Genomic DNA, 19,394 nt, shown 5'->3' on the forward strand with positions numbered 1-19,394 from the left:
GTCAGAAATCCTTGGCCAGCCGCAGCGCGTCGTAGAGCGCGCCGTGGATGTTGTGCATGGAAACGCAGTCGCCGACGCGGAACAGCAGGAATTCCCCGGCCGCCAGCGGCCAGTCCAGACAGGGCTGCGGCTCGGCGGCGAACAGCGCCCGCACATCGGTCTGGCCGCGGTTGCGCGACAAGGGCTTCAATTGCCCGTACAGGGCGTCGTCCGGCAGCACGCCGTTGTCTATCACCACCTGGTCCACCGCCCGCTCTTCCAGCGCTTCGGTGTATTCGTTGCGCAGCACGGCGATTTTCTTGTCGCCTTCGGCGTAAACCGCCTCCAGCCAGACATTGGGGTGGGGATGATGCCTTGGGCGTACAGGCGGCGGTAGAAGATGGGAAAGGTGGTGCCGCCGGTGTCGTCGCCCACCTTCACGTCCGGCGTGACGATTTCCACCGTGCTGCCGCGGCTGGCCAGATAGTCGGCGACGCCGAAGCCGGCGTGGGTGCTCAGCGCGTCGTAGACCAGCACGTTGCGGGCCGGCTCCACCTGGCCGGACAGGATGTCCCAGCTGCTGACGGCCAGCCCCTCCGCCACGCCCCAGGCCGGCACCTGGCCGGTGTGCGGCCGGCCGCCGGTGGCCAGCACCACGATATCCGGCCGCTCGTCCATGATCATGGAGCGGTCCGCCGCCGCGCCCAGCCGGCGGTCCACGCCCAGGCGCTGGGTTTCCATGTCCAGCCAGCGCACGATGCCGGCCATCTGTTCACGCTGCGGCGCGCGCGCCGCCAGCAGAATCTGACCGCCCACCTGCGGCTGCCGCTCGAACAGCACCACCTCGTGGCCGCGCTCGCGCGCCACTCGCGCCGCCTCCAGCCCGGCCGGCCCGGCGCCCACCACCGCCACCCGGCGCGGCCGCGCCGCCCGGGAGATCAGATGAGGCATAGTGGACTCGCGGCTGGTGGCGGCGTTCTGGATGCACAGCACGTCCTGGCCGTAGTACTGGCGGTCTATGCAGTAATTGGCGCCCACGCACTGGCGGATCTGGTCTTCCTTGCCGTCCCGGATCTTGATCACCAGATGCGGGTCGGCCATGTGGGCGCGGGTCATGCCCACCATGTCCACCATGCCGGCGGCCAGGATGCGTTCCGCCTGCACCGGATCGCGTATGCTCTGCGCGTGCATCACCGGCACCTTGGACACCGATTTGATGCCGGCGGCCAGATGCACGAAAGGCTCGGGCGGCAGCGCCATCGGCGGCATGCAGTTGGCCAGGCTGTTGTGGGTGTCCGCGCCGGAGCCTATCACCGACAGGTAGTCGATCAGCCCGGTTTCGGACATGGCGGCGGCAATCTCCTTGAGCATGTCGTGGCTGAGGCCGTCTTCGTGGAATTCGTCGCCGCTCATTCTCAGGCCGACGCAGAAGTCCGCGCCCACCTCGGCGCGCACCGCCTGCAGCACCTCCATGCCGAAGCGCAGCCGGTTGTCCAGGCTGCCGCCCCATTCGTCCTCGCGCTGATTGGTGCGCGGGCTCCAGAACTGGTCGATCAGGTGCTGGTGGGCGGCGGCAATCTCGATGCCGTCCAGGCCGGCGGCCTTGACCCGCCGCGCCGCCAGCGCGAAATCCGCGATCACGCGATGGATGTCCTCCGTCTCCATGATCTTGGCGTTGCCGCGGTGCACCGGCTCGCGCACGCCGGAGGGGCTGAGCAGATGCGGCCAGTGTTCGCCTTGATAGCTGGAGCGCCGCCCCATGTGGGTGGCCTGTATCATGATCTTGGCGCCGTGGCGGTGCATGGCTTCCGCCAGCCGCGCCAGCGGTTCTATCACCGCGTCGCTGGCCAGGTTCACCGATTTCCACCAGCCCTGCGGGCTGTCGATGGACACCGGGCTGGAACCGCCGCAAATCGCCAGCGCCAGGCCGCCCTTGGCTTTTTCTTCGTAGTAGCGGATGTAGCGCTCGCCCGGCAGGCCGCCGGCTTCGGCGTAGACCTCGGCGTGGGCGGTGCTGACGATGCGGTTGCGCAAGGTCAGCCGGTTCAGGGTGATGGGTTCGAACAAATGCGGGTAAGACATGGCCGGCTCCTAAGGGTCTGTTGACGTATGTTTTCCCCGCCGCGCTGACCGAGAAAAGTGCGCTCTACAAGGCGGAGGGCGCAGGCCTTGGTAAACCAAGGCCAAGCCTGACAACGCCGTAGAGGGGGCTTTCCTCGGTCAGCCCTCCGGGTTCATCCCCAGCCGGTGCCTCGCTTTGTCGGCCGCCGCATCCGGCTGGGGACGAACGCAGCGGTAAAACATACGTCAACAGACCCTGACTACAAGGGATGGACCGTGAACGCGCAGTACGGCGCGCCCTGCCCGGCGCACTGGCTTTCGCGGCAGACGGTGCGGTAGTCGCGCCCCAGGCTTTCCCCCACCCAGTCCATCGCGCCGGCGAACCAGCCGGCGAACAGATAGCAGGCCATGTGCTCGCTTTGCGGCGCGCCGGCCTCGCCCTGGGCCAGCACGAAACAGGAGTGGTCCAGCCGGATATGGGCGTTGCCGCTGGCCACGTCGGCCTCCAAAAAGCGGAAGCGGCCCCAGCCGCGCAGGGACAGCCGGCTCAGGTAGTGCTCGAACACGGCCAGGCCGGCCAGACCGTGGGTGGCCGCCTCGCTGGCGCACCAGAAGTGGGCGGAGCGATGGCCGGCCTGGTAGAGCGCGTCCGCGTACTGGTAACGGCCCAGCGCCGCCTCCATGGCCAGGTGGTTGTTGATGAAGAAATGACGCGGCACATACAACATGGGCAGGCCGTTGGTGCGCCAGACGCCGCTGTCGGGGTCCACGTCGATGGGAAGTTGCGGTTGCATGCCGTTCTCCTGAGAGCCTGTTCAAGGTCTGCTGCGCTTCGTCGGACATGGCGTGGTGAGTACGGCTTCAGAATGCCCATATGCCGCATGACCCTTCCGCTTCCTCAGCGGTTTTCGCCTTGTCTCGCCCTTGCTCGCCAGACGGTGAACCGGCTCTGAGCAAGTCGGGCGCAGCCCGTCATTGCCGGCATCTTGCCGCAGGCCATTCCGGGCCGGAGCCGTCGGCGCGACCGGTTTTTGCCCATTGCCGACACCGCGCGGCGCGGGCGCAAAAAAGGCGGACCGCGGTCCGCCAATGGGAGGCATGACATTGAACACGCAGTGGTTCAGGGCGCCCACTCCGCCACCCGCTCCGGATGGGCCCGAATCCAGGAGGCCGCCGCCGCCGCGGGTTTGGCGCCGGTTTCCACCGCCAGCATCAGCGGGCCGATCTCTTCCGGCCGCCAGCGGAAGCGCTGCAGGAAGGCCAGCACCCGCGGCGCCTTGGCGCTCAGGCCGGGATGGGCCACGTTGTTGACGTGCTCGGCCTCGCCGAACACTTTTTGCGGGTCGTCGAGAAAACGCAGCTTCCATTTGGCGAACATCCAGTGCGGCACCCAGCCGGTCACCACGATGGGCTTGCGGGCGTTGATCGCGCGCGCCAGTTCCGCCGTCATGCCCGGCCCGGAACTGGGCATCAGCGTCAAATTCAGCCGGTAGGCCTTGATCGCCGCCTCGGTCTTTTGCATCACCCCGGCGCCGGCGTCTATGCCGACGATGCGCCCCTGATACGCCGCGCGCTCGGCGTCGAGATCCCCTATGGCGCGGGCGGCCACATAGTCCGGCACCACCAGGCCGATGCGGGCGTCGACGTAATTGGGCCCCAGGTCCAGCACCTTGTCCTTGAACTGCCGGTAATACGCGCCCTGGGTCACCGGCAGCCAGGCCGACAGCGTGGCGTCCAGATCGCCGCGCGCCACGCCCTGCCACATGATGCCGGCGGCCACCGGCATCAGCTCCACCGGGTGGCCCAGCCGGCCGCGAATGATCTGGGCCGCCACCTGGGTGGTGACCACGCTGTCCGCCCAGCCTTCGACGTAGCCGATCTTGATGAGCGGTTTGCCGGGCGTGGCCTCGGCCGCGTGGGCCGGCATGCACAAGAGCAGCAGTAGGATGCAACACCATTGCCTCAACATATTCGTTTCCTCCCTTAAGACCCGCTAAGCCAACCCCCGACCCTGCGTTGCGCCTGCTGGTACTGCCTGCGTCGGCGCGCCTTGGCCCAGCGTCTCTACGAGGTTTTGTTAGCGGCGCTAAAGCGGTTCAAGGTCTGATACAAGCTTGCCAGCGGCGTGAGAATGCCCATGCGCCCCATTCCGCGTCTTCCAGCGCTTATTGAATCTGCTCCGGCTTCACCACCAGCCAGTTGCGGTCCGCCGTCGCCCGCAGGCCCAGCTTGCGCTGCTGCCTGGCCGCTTCCCGGCTCCAGCTGCGGATCTGATCCCAATAGCCCGCTTTGCGGTCTACCCAGAGCCGCAAGCCGCCCTTGGCCGTGTCGGTGCCGTTCAGCAGCATGTAGCCATCGGACTGCGGCGTGTCGCCGGCCACCAGCACCGGCTTGCGCCATTGGTCTATCCAACCCAGGATGGTCCCGGCCTTGCCCTCGTACCAGGTCATCGGGTTCATCAGATAGGGGGTCAGTTCCAGGTCCAGATTGCGTTCCGGCTCATAGCCGCCGCGCTTGATCTGCAAACGCGAGGTGGTCAGCGCGCCGTTCGTTCGGTCTTTCAGCAGCAGGTTGACGCCCAGCACGTTTTGCGGCGGCGCCCGGTAGCCGTAGCGCGGATCGCTGGCCACCATGCGCACCAGTTCTTCGCTGGCCGCGGTCATCACGTAGACGGCGATGCCGTTCTCCTGCAGCTTGGCGTACAGCTCGACCATGCCGGTGAACACGCGCGGCGCCGGCACGCTGCCCTCCACCGGCTTGCCCTGATGGAAGTACCTGACCGGCACCGGGGCGCCGCTGGCCATCAGCGCGTCCACCTGGGTCTTGAGTTGGCGCAGCGTCAGTCCGGAAAACACCTGCGCCGCCCAGGGGTAGCAGATCAGTTCGTCTATCTCGCACAGCCGCAGATAGTAGCTGTACAGGCTTTCCGGCCGGTCCGGCTCGTCGCGGAAGGGGATCAGCTTCAAGGACGGGTCCAGCCGCTCGCGGCTCAGCAAGCCCTTGGCCTCCATATAAGGCAGCAGCGCTTCTTCCAGATCGTAGCGATAGCTGGTGTTGTCCATGTCGAACACCGCGTATTCGCCCTTATGGGCATTGGCCTTGATCATGGCGTTCAGCCGTTCCGCGATCTTGGGCGGCCAGTGCTTCAGCTCGGTCTCCGCCGCCGCCGGCTGGGTCCAAAGCGCGGCCGACAACAGCAAAGCCCCCAATACTTTAACTTGCTTCATAAGTCCTCCTGAATGTGCTTCGGATGCGGCGGGCCCGCCTTGGAACCTGTTCAAAGTCTGCTGCGCTTCAGCGATACGGCGTTGAAAACCAGCTCAAAATGCTCATGTACCACGTGTACATTCCGCTTTTTCGCTTGTTTTCGCCTTGTCTCGCCCTTGCTCGCGAGACTTTGAACGGCTCTTTAAGAAATACCCATGCGCCGCTTGCGCGCGAGGAGGCTCAACGCGGGATCAGGGCTGTGGCCGGGGGCTAAGCCCCCCATACCTCGCCGAACACCCGCAACCAGTTCTCGCCCAGCACTTTGCGGATCTTGCGCTCAGGCCAGCCGGCCCGCTGCATCGCCGCGGTCAGATTGGGCGTTTCGCCTATGGTGCGAATGCCTTCCGGGTTGAGGATGGTGCCGAAATCGGTCAGCCGGCGATACCGGCCTTTGTCGTGGGTGATCCAGTCGAAGAAGCCCTGATCGTAGCCCTGGGTGAAGTCGGTGCCGTAGCCGACGCAGTCTTCGCCCACCAGCGCGATCACGTAATCCATCGCTTCCACGTAGTCGTCCACGGTGGCTTCGATGCCGCGGCGCAGAAAGGGCGGAAACATGGTGACGCCGATGAAGCCGCCGTGATCGGCGATGAAGCGCAGCTCCTCGTCGCTCTTGTTGCGCGGATGCGGCTTGAGGCCCGAGGGCAGGCAATGGGAGTAACAGACCGGCTTTTTCGATTCCAGAACGGCTTCGCGCGAAGTCAGGCCACCCACATGGGACAGGTCCACCATGAGGCCGACGCGGTTCATTTCCGCAATGACTTCGCGGCCGAAGCCGGACAGGCCGCCGTCGCGTTCGTAACAGCCGGTGCCGATCAGGTTTTGCGTGTTGTAGCACAGCTGCACCACGCGCACGCCCATGTCGGCGAAGGCTTCGATGGACTCCAGCCTGTCCTCGAAGGCGTGGGCGTTCTGAAAACCCAGGATGACGCCGGTGCGGCCCTCCGCCTTGGCGCGGCGGATATCCTCGACGCCTCGCACCAGGGTCAAGAGGTCGCCGTGCTCGCGGATCAGCCCTTTCATCTCGGCGATATTGTTCACGGTGTCCTGAAAGCCCTCCCACACCGACACGGTGCAATTGGCGGCGCTCAAGCCGCCGCGGCGCATGTCCTCGAACACCGGCCGCGCCCATTTGGCGATGATCAGTCCGTCTATCACCAGCGCGTCTGCGTGCAAATCCATTGCCATCTCCTTCTAGCTTGTCCACGCCTCGGTCCAACTATCCCGCCACAGCGCCACGGACCTTGAATAATTTTTTAAGAACTCTCGCTCAGGACCGCCGCCGACGCCGGCCGCGCCAGTTGCGCCCACAGCGGATGGCCGGCGTCCTCCGGCAGCTCGCACACCGCGAAGCCGTAAGGCCGCGCCGCGCGCCGCAACAGCAGCCAGACGTAGTCGGCAAAGCTGCGGCGGCAGACCACGAACACGCCGTCGCCGTCCAGGCGCAGCACTTGAACCGCGGCCTTGCCCAGCAAGGTGCCGACGCCCTGGCCGGGACGCAGCGCTTCGAAATCGTAGCCGCCCAGATGGCGCAGCACGGCCAGGTGCGGCTCGCCGCACAGGTAGACGGCGGTGAAGCCGCCGCTGACGTCCAGCGCCTGGGCGAACAGGCGCTGCTCGGCGAAGCCCCGCTCCAGCGTCGGCAGCCAGCCGGCCAGGCGCTGGCGGCGGCTGATCAGCAGCCATTCGTCCGGCGACAGCCACAGCAGCGCGCCGCCCTCCCCCTGGCTCAAGGTCTTGGGCCGGCGCGGCGGCTCCAGCCCTGTGATCCGCGCCGTCAGCTCGAAAAACCCGGCCTCGGCGCCGTCGCCGCGCAGCAGCGCGTAGCCCAGATTGGGCGCTTCATTGCCCCAGACGCGGCCGTCGGCGCGGCGCGCTTCGGCCGCTTCCGGCAAATCCAGATGCCGCAAGGGCGATTCCAGCACAGGCTTGAATGTGGATTCAGACATGCTGACGCTCTCCTTCCTTGTCGACGAAGACCGCGGACGCCACCCGCGCCGGCGCGCTATGGCCCTGCCACCACACGTGCACGGTGTCGCCTTCGCGGCGGACGCCGTCCTTCAACACCGCCATGGCGATGGAGCGGCCCAGGCATTCGCTGTGGTAGCTGGAGGTGACATGGCCCTGCATCGCAGCCGGCGCGGCGTCCTTGCCGTCGTTGAGGATTTGCGCGCCTTCCGGCAACACCAGCCGCGGGTCCTCCGTCAGCAGGCCCACCAACTGTTTGCGGCCCGCGCCGGCGGTGTCGGCGCGCAGCAAGGAGCGGCGGCCGAGGAAGCTGAACGGCTTTTTCATGCCCACCGCCCAGCCCATGGCCAGATCGTTGGGGCTCATCGAGCCGTCGCTGTCCTGGCCGACGATGATGAAGCCCTTCTCGGCGCGCAAGACGTGCATGGCCTCGGTGCCGTAGGGCGTGATGCCGAACTCGGCCCCGACCCGCATCGCCTCCTCCCACAAATAACGGCCGTAGCCGGCGTCCACATTGATCTCGTAAGCCAGTTCGCCGGAGAAACTGATGCGGAACACCCGCGCCGGCACGCCGGCCACGGTGCCGACGCGGCCCTCCATGAACCGGAAGGCCTGAGGGTCGAGATCAATATCCGTGCACAGCTTGCGCAGCACCTCCCGGCTTTGCGGGCCCACCAGCGCCGTGGTGGCCCAGTGATCGGTGATGGAGCTGAAGCGCACCTTGAGTTCCGGCCATTCGGTCTGGTGCCAGCGCTCCAGCCAGCTGTAAACCCGGGCCGCGCCGCCGGTGGTGGTGGTCATGTGGAAATGGTCGTCCGCCAGGCAGGCGGTGACGCCGTCGTCCATCACCATGCCGTTTTCGTCCAGCATCAGCCCGTAGCGGCATTTGCCCGGTTCCAGCTTGCTCCAGGCGTTGCTGTAGACGCGGCCCAGAAACTCGCGCGCGTCCGGGCCGCGCACATCGATCTTGCCCAGGGTGGAGGCGTCCATCACCGCCACCCCCTGGCGGGCGGCGCGGCATTCGCGGCGCACCGCCGCGTGCAGGTCCTCGCCCGGCCGCGGGAAATACCAGGGCCGCAGCCACTGCCCCACCAGCTCGTATTCGGCCCCGCGCGCGGTATGGCTGTCGTGCATGGCGGTGTAGCGGCGCGGGTCGAAAGTTTCTCCGACATGGACGCCGGCCAGCGCGCCGAAGCTGACCGGGGTGTAGGCCGGCCGGTAGGTGGTGGTGCCCACCTCGGAGATGGGCTTGCCCAGCGCCTCGGCGGCGATGGCGAAGCCGTTGACGTTGGACAGCTTGCCCTGATCGGTGCCGAAGCCCAGCGCGGTGTAGCGCTTGACGTGCTCGATGGAGCGGTAGTTTTCGCGCACCGCCAGATGGATGTCGGCGGCGGCCACGTCGTTCTGGAAATCGACGAAGGCCTTGGCGCCGACGCCTTCGCGCCGCCCGTCCGGCAAGCGGAAGATTTCACGCGGCGCGGCCACCTCCTCCGCCTCCACCCGCGGCGCGGCGCCCAGACCGCGCTGGCTTCCCCAGCCAAGCTGGGCCAGCATGGCGGCATGGCATTGGGCCAGGGCCTCGCCCAGCTCCCAGCGCCCGGTGACCGCGCCCACGCAGACGACGCCGGGCCGGCCCGCGTCCGGGCAAACGAAGGACAGACGGTCCGGACGCCACAGCGGACGGCCGCCGTTGTGGCAGAACAGATGCACGGTGGCGCTGAGCCCGCCGGAGGAGAGCACGCCGTCCAGCTCCAGCCGCGGCCCCTTGCCGGCCACGCTCCGGCCATCCGCGGCCAGCTTCACCAAGTCCGCGCCGCTGACGCCGGCGCCGCCGTTCACCCGGGCGATGCCGTAACCGGCCAGCAGTTCCACGCCGGCATTCTGCGCGGCGCGGCTGCGCCAGGCCGCCGCGCCGGCTGGGCGAGCATCGGCCAGCGTCACCGCCGCCCCGGCCAAGGCCAGCTCCAGCGCCGCGTCGTAGGCGGCGTCGTTCTGGGTCTGCAGCAGCAGCCGGCGCCCCACCGCCACGCCGTAACGGTTCAAATAACTGTGGCCGGCGGCGGCGGTCATCACCCCGGGCAGATCGTTGTTGCCGAACACCAGCGGCCGTTCGATGGCGCCGCTGGCCAAGACCAATTGGCCCGCGCGTATCTTGTGCAGGCGCTGGCGCGGCCGGGCCGGATCGCGCTCCGACGGCGGCAGGTGGTCCTGCAACAACTCCACCGCCAAGGCCAGATTGCCCTCATGCAAGGCGAAGACGGTGGCGCGCGGCAAGCGCTGGACATTGGGCAGCGCCGCCAGCTCCTGCAAGCGCTGCTGCGTCCATTCCATCGCCTCCAGGCCGTCGATGCGCAGCCGGCGCTCGCTCAGCAGCCAGCCGCCCATCTCCGCCTGTTCGTCCAGCAGCAGCGTTTTCAGGCCGGCGCGCCCCGCCAGCGTGGCCGCCCACAAGCCGGCCGCGCCGCCGCCCACTACCAGCAGGTCCACGTGGTGGTGCAGATGATCGTAATGCTCCGGGTCCGGCAGCCGCGGCGCTTGGCCGTAACCGGCGGCTTCGCGGATGCGGCGCTCGTAAAACGGCCAGGCCCCCGCCGGCTGCATGAAGGTCTTGTAATAAAAACCCGGCGGCATGAAACGCTCCAGCCGGCCCAGCGCGCCCTTGAGCCGCATGCCCCAGGACGCGTCCCCCAAGCCGCTGAAGGCCTGCAAGCCTTGGTACAGCTCCACCTGGGTGGCTTTGAGATCCGGCGTGCTCAAGGCGCCGCTTTCCAGCTGGATCAAGGCGTTGGGCTCTTCCGCGCCAAAACCGACGATGCCGCGCGGCCGGCCGTACTTGAAGCTGCGGCCCAATAGCCGCACGCCGTTGGCCAGCAGCGCCGAGGCCAGGGTGTCGCCGGCGAAGCCGTGATAGGCCGCGCGGTCCAGGGTGAAGACCAGCGGCCGATTGCGGTCGATGCGCTCGCCGGGACGATGGATGCGATAGCCGCTCACGCCTGATCCTCCTGCAAATAACGGGCCTTGCCCTCGGCCAGCGTCCAGCTGCCGGCGATCTCGTAGCTGACGGTGTGACGCCGGACGGCGAACACCTTGCGGCAGCCGGCGGCGTGTTGCCATTGCTCCCAATGCCAGCCGCGCGGGTTCTTGCGGCAGAACAGGTAATCGCCCCAGGCCTCGTCGTCCACCTGCTCCGGCGCCGCCGGGCGGACGATGAAGGCCTCCCCGGCGTAGTCGAACTCCTCCTCCTCCCGCGCCTCCCCGCAATGCGGGCAATGAATCAGCAGCATCGGCGTCTCCCTCAATGCGCCACGGCGGCGGCGCCGTGTTCGTCTATCAAGCGGCCGGAAGCGAAGCGCTCCAGCGAAAAAGCCGCGTTCAGCGGATGCGGCTGGTCATGAGCGATGGTGTGGGCGAATACGTGGCCGGAACCCGGCGTGGCCTTGAAGCCGCCGGTGCCCCAGCCGCAGTTGAAATACAGGCCCTGGATCCGGGTCTTGCCGATGATGGGGCAGGCGTCCGGCGACACGTCCACGATGCCGCCCCACTGCCGGTTCATCCGCAGCCGCGAGAAGGACGGAAACAGCTCGACGATGGCCGCCGCCGTGTGCTCGATCACATGCGGGCTGCCGCGCTGGCCGTAACCCAGATAGCTGTCTATGCCCGCGCCTATCACCAGCTCTCCCTTGTCCGACTGGCTGATGTAGCCGTGCACCGCGCCGGACATCACCACCGTGTCCAGGCAGGGTTTCAGCGATTCGGACACAAAGGCCTGCAAGGGGTGGCTTTCCAGCGGCAACCGCAAGCCGGCCATCCGCGCCAGCGTGGAACTGTTGCCGGCGGCCACGCAGCCCACCTTGTCGGCGCGGATCTCGCCGCGCCCGGTTCGCACCCCGCGCACCCGGCCGCCCTCGATCAACAAGCCGGTCACTTCGCATTCCTCGATGATGTCCACGCCCAATTCGCTGGCGGCGCGGGCGAAGCCCCAGGCCACCGCGTCATGGCGCGCCACCCCGCCGCGCGGCTGATAGCTGGCGCCCAGGATCGGGTAGCGGACGTCGCCGCCGATGGCGATCAAGGGCACCCGCTCCTTGATCTCCCGCGGAGACAGCACCTCGGCGTCCACGCCGTTGAGCAGGTTGGCGTTGACCCGGCGCTCGATGTCGCGCATGTCCTGCAGGCTGTGGCCCAGGTTCATCACTCCGCGCTGGCTGAACATCACATTGAAGTTCAACTCCTGGGACAGGCCCTCCCACAGCTTGAGCGCGTGCTCGTACAGCTGCGAAGACTCGTCCCACAGATAGTTGGAGCGGATGATGGTGGTGTTGCGCGCGGTGTTGCCGCCGCCCAGATAGCCTTTTTCCAGCACCGCCACCTTGCGGACGCCGTACATGCGGGCCAGGTAATAGGCGGTAGCCAGGCCGTGGCCGCCGCCGCCGACGATGATGACGTCGTAGCTGCTTTCCGGCTGCGGACTGCGCCAGGCCGGCTGCCAGCCCTGGTGATGCCCAAGCCCGTGCCGGATCAGGCTCCACAGCGAATATCGGTTTGCCATCTGCGCTCCCGCCGCCGGGCCGCCATGGGCCCGCGCCGCTGCTGTCGAGGTTGAGGAAGGCCTCATTCTCAGGGCGACGCCGCCGGCGCATTTGGCTGGAAAGGACGGCCTCTTGCCCGCACGCGACACGGCGATGTCCAAAATCCACGCAAAGCGGACGCATGGCGGACAGCGCGCGCGCGGGACAAGGCCTAGATTGGCCCGTGCCGCCCCACAAACAGGACACGCCATGACCTCAGACGCCCCCTCCTACGTGCTCAGCTTCGCCTGCCGCAGCGCCTCCGGCCAGGTGGCCGGCTTCTCCGCCTTGCTTGAGCAGCAAGGCTGTTATATCGATGAACTGGCGGTGTTCGACGACGCCCGCAGCCGGCGCTTCTTCGTGCGCTGCGTCTTCCACCCGGAGCGGCCGGACTTCGCCCCGGAACGGCTGGCCGACGGCATGGCGCGGATGAGCGGCCACTATCAAGACCTGCAATGGCGGCTGCACGACCGGCGTCAGCGCGCGCGGGTGCTGATCATGGTGTCCAAACTGGACCACTGCCTGAACGATTTGCTCTATCGCCAGAAGATGGGCGATCTGGACATGACGGTGGCCGCCGTCGTCTCCAATCACCGCGACCTCGCCCCCATCGCCGAAGCCTACGGCCTGCCCTTCCACCATCTGCCGCTCACCCCGGACAACAAGCCGCGCCAGGAAGCCGCGCTGCTGGCGCTGATGGAGGACAGCCGGGCGGAACTGCTGGTGCTGGCCCGCTATATGCAGGTGCTCTCCAGCGCCGCCGCCGCAAAACTGGCCGGCCGCGCCATCAATATCCATCACTCCTTCCTGCCCGGCTTCAAGGGGGCGCGGCCGTATCAGCAGGCGCACGAGCGCGGCGTCAAACTGATAGGCGCCACCGCCCACTACATCACCGACGATCTGGACGAAGGCCCGATCATCGAACAAGTGGTGGAACGGGTGGACCACGCCTACAGCCCGGAGCAATTGCAGGCCGCCGGCCGCGACATGGAGTGCCAGGCGCTGGCGCGCGCGGTGCGCAGCCACTTGGAGCGGCGCGTCTTCATCACCGAGCGGCGCACTGTGGTGTTGCGCTGACAGTTGTTCGCCTGGCAGGAACTTTGTCTATTGCAACGCAACAAAAGCAGGGTACAGTAGCCAGTTATCCGTCATACCAACCAAGAGGTGCCGTATGTGGTCGCAAACAGCCGTCTGGTCCAAGCTCTTCTCCTCCAACCCGGTCGCCGACTACTGGCGCGACGCCTGCGAGCGCAGCATCCTCTACTGGGACGTGCTGCATGACCGCGGCGCGGACTATCTGCAACACGTGCAAAGCGGCAAGCCGCCGGTCTTGGTGTTCGACTACAAAATCATCCTGGACGGCCGCAGCCTGCCGGACCCGGCCAACTACGCGCTGGCCGCCATCCTGCCGCCGGCCGGCTGCCCGGCCACCAATCCGGCGCTGCGCCCCTTCGTGGTGATAGACCCGCGCGCCGGCCACGGCCCCGGCATCGGCGGCTTCAAGATGGACAGCGAAATCGGCATCGCGCTGCAACAGGGCCACCCCTGCTACTTCATCATGTTCTTCCCCCAGCCGGTGCCCAGCCAGACCATAGAAAGCGTCAGCCGCGCCGAATACGTCTTCCTCGGCAAGGTCAGGGAGCTGCACCCGGACAGCGACGGCAAGCCCTTCGTCATCGGCAACTGCCAGGGCGGCTGGGCGCTGGCCATGCTGGCCTCGGTGGCGCCGGAGCTGTGCGGCCCCATCCTGCTGGCCGGCACCCCGCTGTCCTACTGGGCCGGCGTCACCGGCAAATACCCGATGCGCTACTCCGGCGGCATGCTGGGCGGCACCTGGACCGCCTCCCTGGCCGGCGATCTGGGCAACGGCAAGTTCGACGGCGCCCATCTGGTCAACAACTTTGAAAAGTTGGACCCGGCCAACACCCTGTGGAAGAAGCCCTACAATCTGTACGCCAAGGTGGACACCGAGCGCGAACGCTATCTGGGCTTTGAACGCTGGTGGGGCGGCCACTACCTGCTGAACAAGCAGGAAATGGAATGGATTTCCCAGCAGCTCTTCGTGGGCAACCACCTGGTGGAAGGCAAGATCGTCAGCAGCGACCAGCACCGCGTGGACATGCGCAATATCCGCTCCCCCATCATCGTGTTCGCCTCCTGGGGCGACAACATCACCCCGCCGCAGCAAGCGCTGAACTGGATACCGGACCTGTACGACAACGCGGAAGACATCCGCGACAACGAACAAACCATCATTTACTGCCTGCACAACAAGGTGGGCCACCTGGGCATCTTCGTCTCCGCCGGCATCGCCAACCGCGAACACAGCGAGTTCGCCAGCGCGCTGGACCTGATCGACGTGCTGGCCCCCGGCCTGTACGAGGCCGTCATCGAAGACGTGGCCCCCGGCACCCCCGGCCAGGAATACATCAAGGGCCGCTACATCATCCGTTTCGAAGCCCGCGAAGTGGCCGACATCCTGGCGCTGGACGACGGCCGCGAAGACGAACGCGCCTTTGAAGCGGTGCGCCGCGTCTCCGAAATCAACCAGGGCATTTACAATCGCTTCGTTTCCCCGGCCGTGCGCGCCGTCAGCAACGAAGCCAGCGCCCAATGGCTGCGCCAGCTCAACCCGGCGCGGCTGGAACGCACGCTGATCTCCCCGCTCAATCCCTGGCTCGGCTGGCTCAAACCCGCCGCGGAATACGTGCGCGCCCACCGCCAGCCGGTGAGCGCGGACAACCCCTTGTGGCGGTTGCAAGAACAGTGGTCCGGCTGGATGACGCAAAGCCTAGACCGCTACCGCGACCTGCGCGACGCCGCCACCGAACACTGCTTCAAAGCCGTGTACGAGTCGCCGTGGCTGGCCTCCGTCGTGGGCGTGCAGCCCGCGCGCGAAGCCCGCGCCGCCCGCTGCGACAGCTGGAACAAACAGGAAAGGCTGCAACTCAAGCGCCAGGTGCTGGACCCCGCTTACGAAAGCGGCTCCCTGGCCGACGGCTTCGTGCGCTTGCTCACCTATGTGGCGATTGGCCGCGGCATCATAGACGAGCGCCCGTTCAACGCCATCCGCCGCATCATGCGCGACATCCGCCACGAATACCCGCTGACCCTGATGGAGCTGAAAGACATCGCCCGCAAGCAGGTTTTCCTGGTGCGGCTGGACGAAGCCCGCGCGCTGGCCGGCCTGCCCAAGCTGCTGCCGGAAGAACACCGCCGCCGCCAGGCCTGGCAGCTGGCGCATGAACTGCTGGCGCTCAGCGGCGACATCGCCCCGGAACAACAGCTCAGGCTGGACCAAGCGGCCCACGCGCTGCAACTGGACACGCGCGCGCCGGCGGCGCCGGCCATCCTGCCGCCCGCCGAGCCGGCCATAGCGGCAGCCTCAACCGTTCCCGCCGCGGCCCCCGCCGCCAAGGCCAGCGCGCCCGCCAAGAAAGCGGCGCCGCCGCGCAAGCCGGCCGCCAAAGCCCCGTCCAAGCCCACCGCCGGCAAGCCCAGCGCCGCTGCCGCCAAACCCGCTCCGGCCGCCAAACCCGCCAGCAGCAAACCGGCCGCGGCCAAGCCGGCGCCCGGCAAGCCCCCGGCGGCCAAAACCGCCAAAGCGCCAGCGGGCAAAGCCAGCGTGGTCAAAGCCCCCGCAGCCAAAACCCCGGCCGCGCGCAAACCCGCCGCCGGCAAGGACGCGGCCAAGCCCAAAACGCCGAGCAACTAAGCATCAGCCAGCGCAAAAGCGCCCGGACAGCCAAACCGCCGTCCGGGCGTTTTCATGTTGATATCGCACTGCAACATTTTTGCCTCGCCCCATGTATACAGTCGTTGACTGAACAATACAGCAAACGCTAATATCCTTGCCTGCTGCGGGAGAGAGGGGCATGCGCCCCCGCCGAAGACGCAAACTCCCATAATCGCTCAGGCAACAGTACCGCAGCCCATGGATACCAGCCGATTGGAGAGAGGCCCTAAGCGCCCGTTCATCATCTGCTACGCTTCAGCCAGAGCGCGTCGGATGATGTGACCGGCCCTTAGCCGCCCACCGAAGGGGCAAGTGACACCCGGCAAGGCCCGCACACAGGCCGCGCCCGTCATCTAACTCTCAGGTAAAAGGACAAGGGGAGAGGCAATGCCGGCAGCGCCGCGCCCATGCGCGGCCCGCCGGCCGTGCTCAGAACGTGCTCACGATCTCGCGAGCAAGGACGAGACAAGGCGAAAACAGCTGAGAAAGCGGAATGTACTCGTGGTACATGAGCATTTCGAAGCGGGTTTCAACGCCGTATCGTCGCAGCGCAGCAGATCGTGCACCAGCTCTCAAGGAAAACCCGTGTTCGAAACTCTTGCCCAGGCTGCGCGCCACCTGGCATGGCCCGCCCATTGCCAACCCATTTTCCCACCCGGCTTCGCCGCGCATCTCGGCGCCAGCCTGTTTGACCATTGCAACTACATGCTTACCCTGATCTATCTGATCGCCATCACCGCGGAAGCGATGACCGGCGCGTTGGCGGCCGGCCGCCGCAATATGGACATCTTCGGCGTTACCGTCATCGCCTTCCTCACCGCCCTGGGCGGCGGCACCGTGCGCGACATCGTGCTGGGCCGCTACCCGATAGGCTGGACCCAACACCCGGAATATGTCGGCCTGGTCATCGCCGGCGGCCTGGCCGCTGTGTTCGTGGCCCGCTATATGAAACGCCTGAGCCGCGTCTTCCTGGTGCTGGACGCGCTGGGCCTGATCGCCTTCACCATCATAGGTTGCGGCGTGGCCCAGTCCATGGACTACCACCCGGTGGTGGTGGTGATGGCCGGCATGATCACCGGCATTGCCGGCGGCATCCTGCGCGACGTGCTGTGCAACCGCGTGCCGGTGGTCTTCCGCCAGGAGCTGTACGCCAGCGTCTCCTTCGCCGTGGCCCTGCTCTACCTGGGCCTGATAAAGCTGGGCGTGCCGCACGATCTCAACGTGCTGGCCAGCTTCGCCGTCGGCCTCGCCATCCGTCTGGCCGCCATCTGGCGCGAATGGAGGCTGCCGGTGTTCATGTATCGGCACGACCTGCATTAACTAACCCTAGCTGTTTCACCGCCGCGCCGCGGCATCAGGCTTGAATCCCCGCCAGCAGCAGGAACAAGGCCGCCTGGCTGGACACGCCCAGCTTGGCGTACAGATGGCGGCGGTGCACCTTGGCGGTTTCCAGCGAAATGCCCAGCTCGCGCGCCACGCCCTTGGTGGAGTGGCCGCCGAGTATCAGCAGCGCCACCTCCACCTCCCGCTTGGTCAACGGCGAGGAGCCCTGCGCGCGCAGCTCCTCCTCCAGTTCCCGTCGGCTCTGCCTGCCCGCCCTGGCCGCCGGCTGACGCAGCCCTTCGTCCATACGCGCGGCCAGCCGCGACAAGGGCAATAGCCAGGGCGCGAACAGATTGCAAACGCCCAATTCTTGCTCGCTGAAGCGGCGTTTGCTGCCCAGGGACAGGGACAGCACGCCCTCCGGCAACACTTGCAGAAACTGGATTTCATCCGCCACCACATTGCGCGAAAAGTAACGGCGAAAGTACTCCGTCTCCCGGAAACGGTCCGGCGCCACCTCGTCCAGCCGGTACACGCCGGCGGCCGGGCGCTTCAGCGCAAAACCGTAAAACGGGTCCAGCAGATACAGGCCGCGCCGGTAGTCGGCGAACAAATCGTCGGCGGCGTAATTGGCCGCGTGATCCGCCAGCACCCACGGCGGCGCCTCCTGGCGAAACAGCACCGCCACCCAGGTATCGAAACTCAGGCGTTCCCGTAGAAACGCGGCCAACCCTTGCCAAAAGGCCGCGTTGTCGACGCCGTCCAACAAGCGCCCCAATTGCTGGTGAAACACCAGATCCGCCACATTCAGCTGCATGCCAGCTACCCCGATCAGGTTAGTCCCGCCTTCCGCTCTAACGCTTTCGCGTGATGTCCGCCGCCAAGGGGACTGACTAGTATGGCTCCAGCCTGCGCGACAAGACCAGCCGTGATGTGAGCGCTTCCCCCACCCCGTCGCGCCGCCTGAACAGGAGTGATCGCCATGCCCACGCAGGATCTGTCCTACTGGCAAGACCGCGCCGCCGATTTGCGCTCGCCTTGCCTCGCCTTCATCAACGGCCGCTTCGTGCCCGCCGCCGACCGGCGCACCTTCACCGACATCAGCCCCATCCACGGCCGGCCCCTGGCCGAGATCGCCCGCTGCGGCGAGGCCGATGTCGAACGGGCGGCGCGGGCCGCCCGCGCCAGCTTCGAATCCGGCGTCTGGTCGCGCTGTCACCCGCGCCAGCGCAAGACCGTGCTGCAAAAACTGGCGGCGCTGATCCGCCGGCATGGCGACGAACTGGCGCTGCTGGACTGCCTGGACATCGGCAAGCCCATTGCCGATGCGCTCCATATCGATGTGCCGGGCGCCGCCGGCGTGTTCGACTGGTACGCCGAAGCCGCCGACAAGCTGTACGGCGAGGCCGCCCCCGGCGCCGACGACGCGCTGGCCCTGATCACCCGGGAACCGCTGGGCGTGGCGGCGGCGGTGATCCCGTGGAATTTCCCGCTGGACATGGCCGCGTGGAAGCTGGCGCCGGCGCTGATGGCCGGCAATAGCGTGATCCTGAAGCCGGCCGAGCAATCGCCGCTGTCGGCCTTGCGCCTGGCCCAACTGGCCCAGGAGGCCGGCCTGCCGGACGGCGTGCTCAACGTCTTGCCGGGCTACGGCGACGAGGTGGGGCGGCCGCTGGGCCTGCACCCGGACGTGGATTGCCTGAGCTTCACCGGCTCCAGCGAAGTGGGCAAAGCCTTTCTGCGCTACGCGGCGGACTCCAATATGAAAAGAGTGGCGCTGGAGTGCGGCGGCAAAAGCCCCAATCTGGTGTTCGACGACTGCGACCTGGACGCCGCCGCCCGGCGCGCCGCCTTCGGCGTTTTCTTCAATCAGGGCCAGGTGTGCTCGGCCAACTCGCGGCTCTTGCTGCAGCGCTCCATTCAAGACGTCTTCCTGGAACGCCTGCTGCGCGAGGCGGCCGCGCTGCAACCGGGCAACCCGCTGGACCCGGCCACCCGCAGCGGCTGCATCGTCGACGCCCGCCAGGCGGAGCGCATCATGGCCCACATCGACCAAGCCCGCCGCCAAGGCGCCCGCCTGCTGTGCGGCGGCGAGCGCTTCAGCCTGGACGGTGGCGACTGCTACATCCGCCCCACCGTCTTCACCGATGTCCGCCCGGACATGGCGCTGGCGCGCGAGGAAGTCTTCGGCCCGGTGTTGGCGGTGATGCCCTTCGACAGCGAAGCCGAGGCCGTGGCCATCGCCAACGACAGCCCCTACGGCTTGGCCGCCTCGGTGTGGACCCGGGACCTGTCGCGCGCCCACCGCGTGGCGCGCCGGCTACGCGCCGGCACCGTCTCGGTCAACACCGTGGACGCGCTGGACCCCGGCCTGCCGTTTGGCGGCTGCAAGCAATCCGGCTTTGGCCGCGATCTGTCGCTGCACGCCATCGACCACTACACCCACCTCAAAACCACCTGGGTGCAATGGCAAGACGAATAAGCGCCGCCCCGCA

Annotated in this window: 14 protein-coding genes, 1 pseudogene and 2 riboswitches; of the genes and pseudogenes, 4 read left to right on the plus strand and 11 right to left on the minus strand. The window is 67.2% G+C overall.

Annotation, left to right across the window (positions count from 1 at the left end; all coding sequences use genetic code 11):
* Position 1 precedes the first annotated feature (1 nt).
* From HQN78_RS09315 to HQN78_RS09355, 9 genes and pseudogenes are all read right to left on the minus strand, one after another.
* Positions 2 to 2,061 (minus strand): annotated as a pseudogene (locus HQN78_RS09315) (FAD-dependent oxidoreductase).
* A gap of 239 nt (positions 2,062 to 2,300) precedes the next feature.
* Positions 2,301 to 2,834 (minus strand): DUF5943 domain-containing protein, encoded by a 534-nt coding sequence (locus HQN78_RS09320; RefSeq protein WP_107799497.1) that lies wholly within the window; start codon positions 2,832 to 2,834, stop codon positions 2,301 to 2,303.
* 326 nt (positions 2,835 to 3,160) lie between these two features.
* On the minus strand, positions 3,161 to 4,009 hold the full coding sequence (locus tag HQN78_RS09325) for a glycine betaine ABC transporter substrate-binding protein (protein ID WP_235089141.1): 849 nt from the start codon (positions 4,007 to 4,009) through the stop codon (positions 3,161 to 3,163).
* 196 nt (positions 4,010 to 4,205) lie between these two features.
* A complete protein-coding gene (locus HQN78_RS09330; RefSeq protein WP_235089142.1) occupies positions 4,206 to 5,267 on the minus strand; it encodes a haloacid dehalogenase-like hydrolase in 1,062 nt (353 codons plus the stop codon).
* 250 nt (positions 5,268 to 5,517) lie between these two features.
* Positions 5,518 to 6,486, minus strand: coding sequence for a dipeptidase (locus HQN78_RS09335; protein WP_235089143.1), 969 nt, complete (start codon positions 6,484 to 6,486; stop codon positions 5,518 to 5,520).
* A 74-nt stretch (positions 6,487 to 6,560) separates the two neighbouring features.
* Positions 6,561 to 7,253: a sarcosine oxidase subunit gamma gene (locus HQN78_RS09340; protein ID WP_235089144.1), complete on the minus strand. Its 693-nt coding sequence runs from the start codon at positions 7,251 to 7,253 to the stop codon at positions 6,561 to 6,563.
* Complete coding sequence (locus HQN78_RS09345) at positions 7,246 to 10,263, minus strand: sarcosine oxidase subunit alpha family protein (protein ID WP_235089145.1); 3,018 nt, start codon at positions 10,261 to 10,263, stop codon at positions 7,246 to 7,248. Before HQN78_RS09345 ends, HQN78_RS09340 begins: the two co-directional genes overlap by 8 nt.
* Positions 10,260 to 10,556, minus strand: a complete 297-nt coding sequence (locus HQN78_RS09350) for a sarcosine oxidase subunit delta (RefSeq protein ID WP_235089148.1) — start codon at positions 10,554 to 10,556, stop codon at positions 10,260 to 10,262. Before HQN78_RS09350 ends, HQN78_RS09345 begins: the two co-directional genes overlap by 4 nt.
* 11 nt (positions 10,557 to 10,567) lie before the next feature.
* On the minus strand, positions 10,568 to 11,821 hold the full coding sequence (locus HQN78_RS09355; protein ID WP_235089150.1) for a sarcosine oxidase subunit beta family protein: 1,254 nt from the start codon (positions 11,819 to 11,821) through the stop codon (positions 10,568 to 10,570).
* A 229-nt stretch (positions 11,822 to 12,050) separates the two neighbouring features.
* Here HQN78_RS09355 and purU point away from each other — a divergent pair, with 229 nt between their 5' ends.
* Positions 12,051 to 12,917 carry a formyltetrahydrofolate deformylase gene (purU, locus tag HQN78_RS09360; protein WP_235089152.1) on the plus strand — a complete coding sequence of 289 codons (867 nt, stop codon included), beginning with the start codon at positions 12,051 to 12,053 and terminating at the stop codon, positions 12,915 to 12,917.
* A 94-nt stretch (positions 12,918 to 13,011) separates the two neighbouring features.
* Positions 13,012 to 15,555 carry a DUF3141 domain-containing protein gene (locus HQN78_RS09365; protein WP_255701226.1) on the plus strand — a complete coding sequence of 848 codons (2,544 nt, stop codon included), beginning with the start codon at positions 13,012 to 13,014 and terminating at the stop codon, positions 15,553 to 15,555.
* A gap of 136 nt (positions 15,556 to 15,691) precedes the next feature.
* Positions 15,692 to 15,778, plus strand: a riboswitch (glycine riboswitch).
* 1 nt (position 15,779) lies between these two features.
* A riboswitch (glycine riboswitch) is annotated at positions 15,780 to 15,962 on the plus strand.
* A gap of 43 nt (positions 15,963 to 16,005) precedes the next feature.
* Here the strand turns inward: HQN78_RS09365 and HQN78_RS09370 are convergent.
* A complete protein-coding gene (locus tag HQN78_RS09370; protein ID WP_235089154.1) occupies positions 16,006 to 16,272 on the minus strand; it encodes a hypothetical protein in 267 nt (88 codons plus the stop codon).
* A gap of 9 nt (positions 16,273 to 16,281) precedes the next feature.
* Between HQN78_RS09370 and HQN78_RS09375 the strand changes: the two genes are divergently transcribed.
* A complete protein-coding gene (locus HQN78_RS09375) occupies positions 16,282 to 16,896 on the plus strand; it encodes a trimeric intracellular cation channel family protein (RefSeq protein WP_107801818.1) in 615 nt (204 codons plus the stop codon).
* 34 nt (positions 16,897 to 16,930) lie between these two features.
* Here the strand turns inward: HQN78_RS09375 and HQN78_RS09380 are convergent, their stop codons facing one another.
* On the minus strand, positions 16,931 to 17,716 hold the full coding sequence (locus HQN78_RS09380) for a LuxR C-terminal-related transcriptional regulator (RefSeq protein WP_235089155.1): 786 nt from the start codon (positions 17,714 to 17,716) through the stop codon (positions 16,931 to 16,933).
* 165 nt (positions 17,717 to 17,881) lie between these two features.
* Here HQN78_RS09380 and HQN78_RS09385 point away from each other — a divergent pair, with 165 nt between their 5' ends.
* Entirely contained in the window at positions 17,882 to 19,381 is a 1,500-nt protein-coding gene (locus HQN78_RS09385) for an aldehyde dehydrogenase (protein WP_235089157.1), read from the plus strand.
* The last annotated feature ends 13 nt before the right edge of the window (positions 19,382 to 19,394 follow it).

It is taken from the genome of Chromobacterium sp. Beijing (genome assembly GCF_021496765.1).
Classification (GTDB): Bacteria; Pseudomonadota; Gammaproteobacteria; order Burkholderiales; family Chromobacteriaceae; genus Chromobacterium.

Excerpts from the sequence above, each read along its gene's own strand:
- HQN78_RS09380 (WP_235089155.1), bottom strand. The coding sequence starts at position 17,716 with ATGCAGCTGAATGTGGCGGATCTGGTGTTTCACCAGCAATTGGGGCGC.
- HQN78_RS09375 (WP_107801818.1), top strand. The coding sequence starts at position 16,282 with ATGCTTACCCTGATCTATCTGATCGCCATCACCGCGGAAGCGATGACC.
- HQN78_RS09330 (WP_235089142.1), bottom strand. The coding sequence starts at position 5,267 with ATGAAGCAAGTTAAAGTATTGGGGGCTTTGCTGTTGTCGGCCGCGCTT.
- HQN78_RS09355 (WP_235089150.1), bottom strand. The coding sequence starts at position 11,821 with ATGGCAAACCGATATTCGCTGTGGAGCCTGATCCGGCACGGGCTTGGG.
- HQN78_RS09325 (WP_235089141.1), bottom strand. The coding sequence starts at position 4,009 with ATGTTGAGGCAATGGTGTTGCATCCTACTGCTGCTCTTGTGCATGCCG.
- HQN78_RS09370 (WP_235089154.1), bottom strand. The coding sequence starts at position 16,272 with ATGGTCAAACAGGCTGGCGCCGAGATGCGCGGCGAAGCCGGGTGGGAA.
- HQN78_RS09335 (WP_235089143.1), bottom strand. The coding sequence starts at position 6,486 with ATGGATTTGCACGCAGACGCGCTGGTGATAGACGGACTGATCATCGCC.
- HQN78_RS09320 (WP_107799497.1), bottom strand. The coding sequence starts at position 2,834 with ATGCAACCGCAACTTCCCATCGACGTGGACCCCGACAGCGGCGTCTGG.
- HQN78_RS09365 (WP_255701226.1), top strand. The coding sequence starts at position 13,012 with ATGTGGTCGCAAACAGCCGTCTGGTCCAAGCTCTTCTCCTCCAACCCG.
- HQN78_RS09340 (WP_235089144.1), bottom strand. The coding sequence starts at position 7,253 with ATGTCTGAATCCACATTCAAGCCTGTGCTGGAATCGCCCTTGCGGCAT.
- HQN78_RS09385 (WP_235089157.1), top strand. The coding sequence starts at position 17,882 with ATGCCCACGCAGGATCTGTCCTACTGGCAAGACCGCGCCGCCGATTTG.
- HQN78_RS09350 (WP_235089148.1), bottom strand. The coding sequence starts at position 10,556 with ATGCTGCTGATTCATTGCCCGCATTGCGGGGAGGCGCGGGAGGAGGAG.
- purU (WP_235089152.1), top strand. The coding sequence starts at position 12,051 with ATGACCTCAGACGCCCCCTCCTACGTGCTCAGCTTCGCCTGCCGCAGC.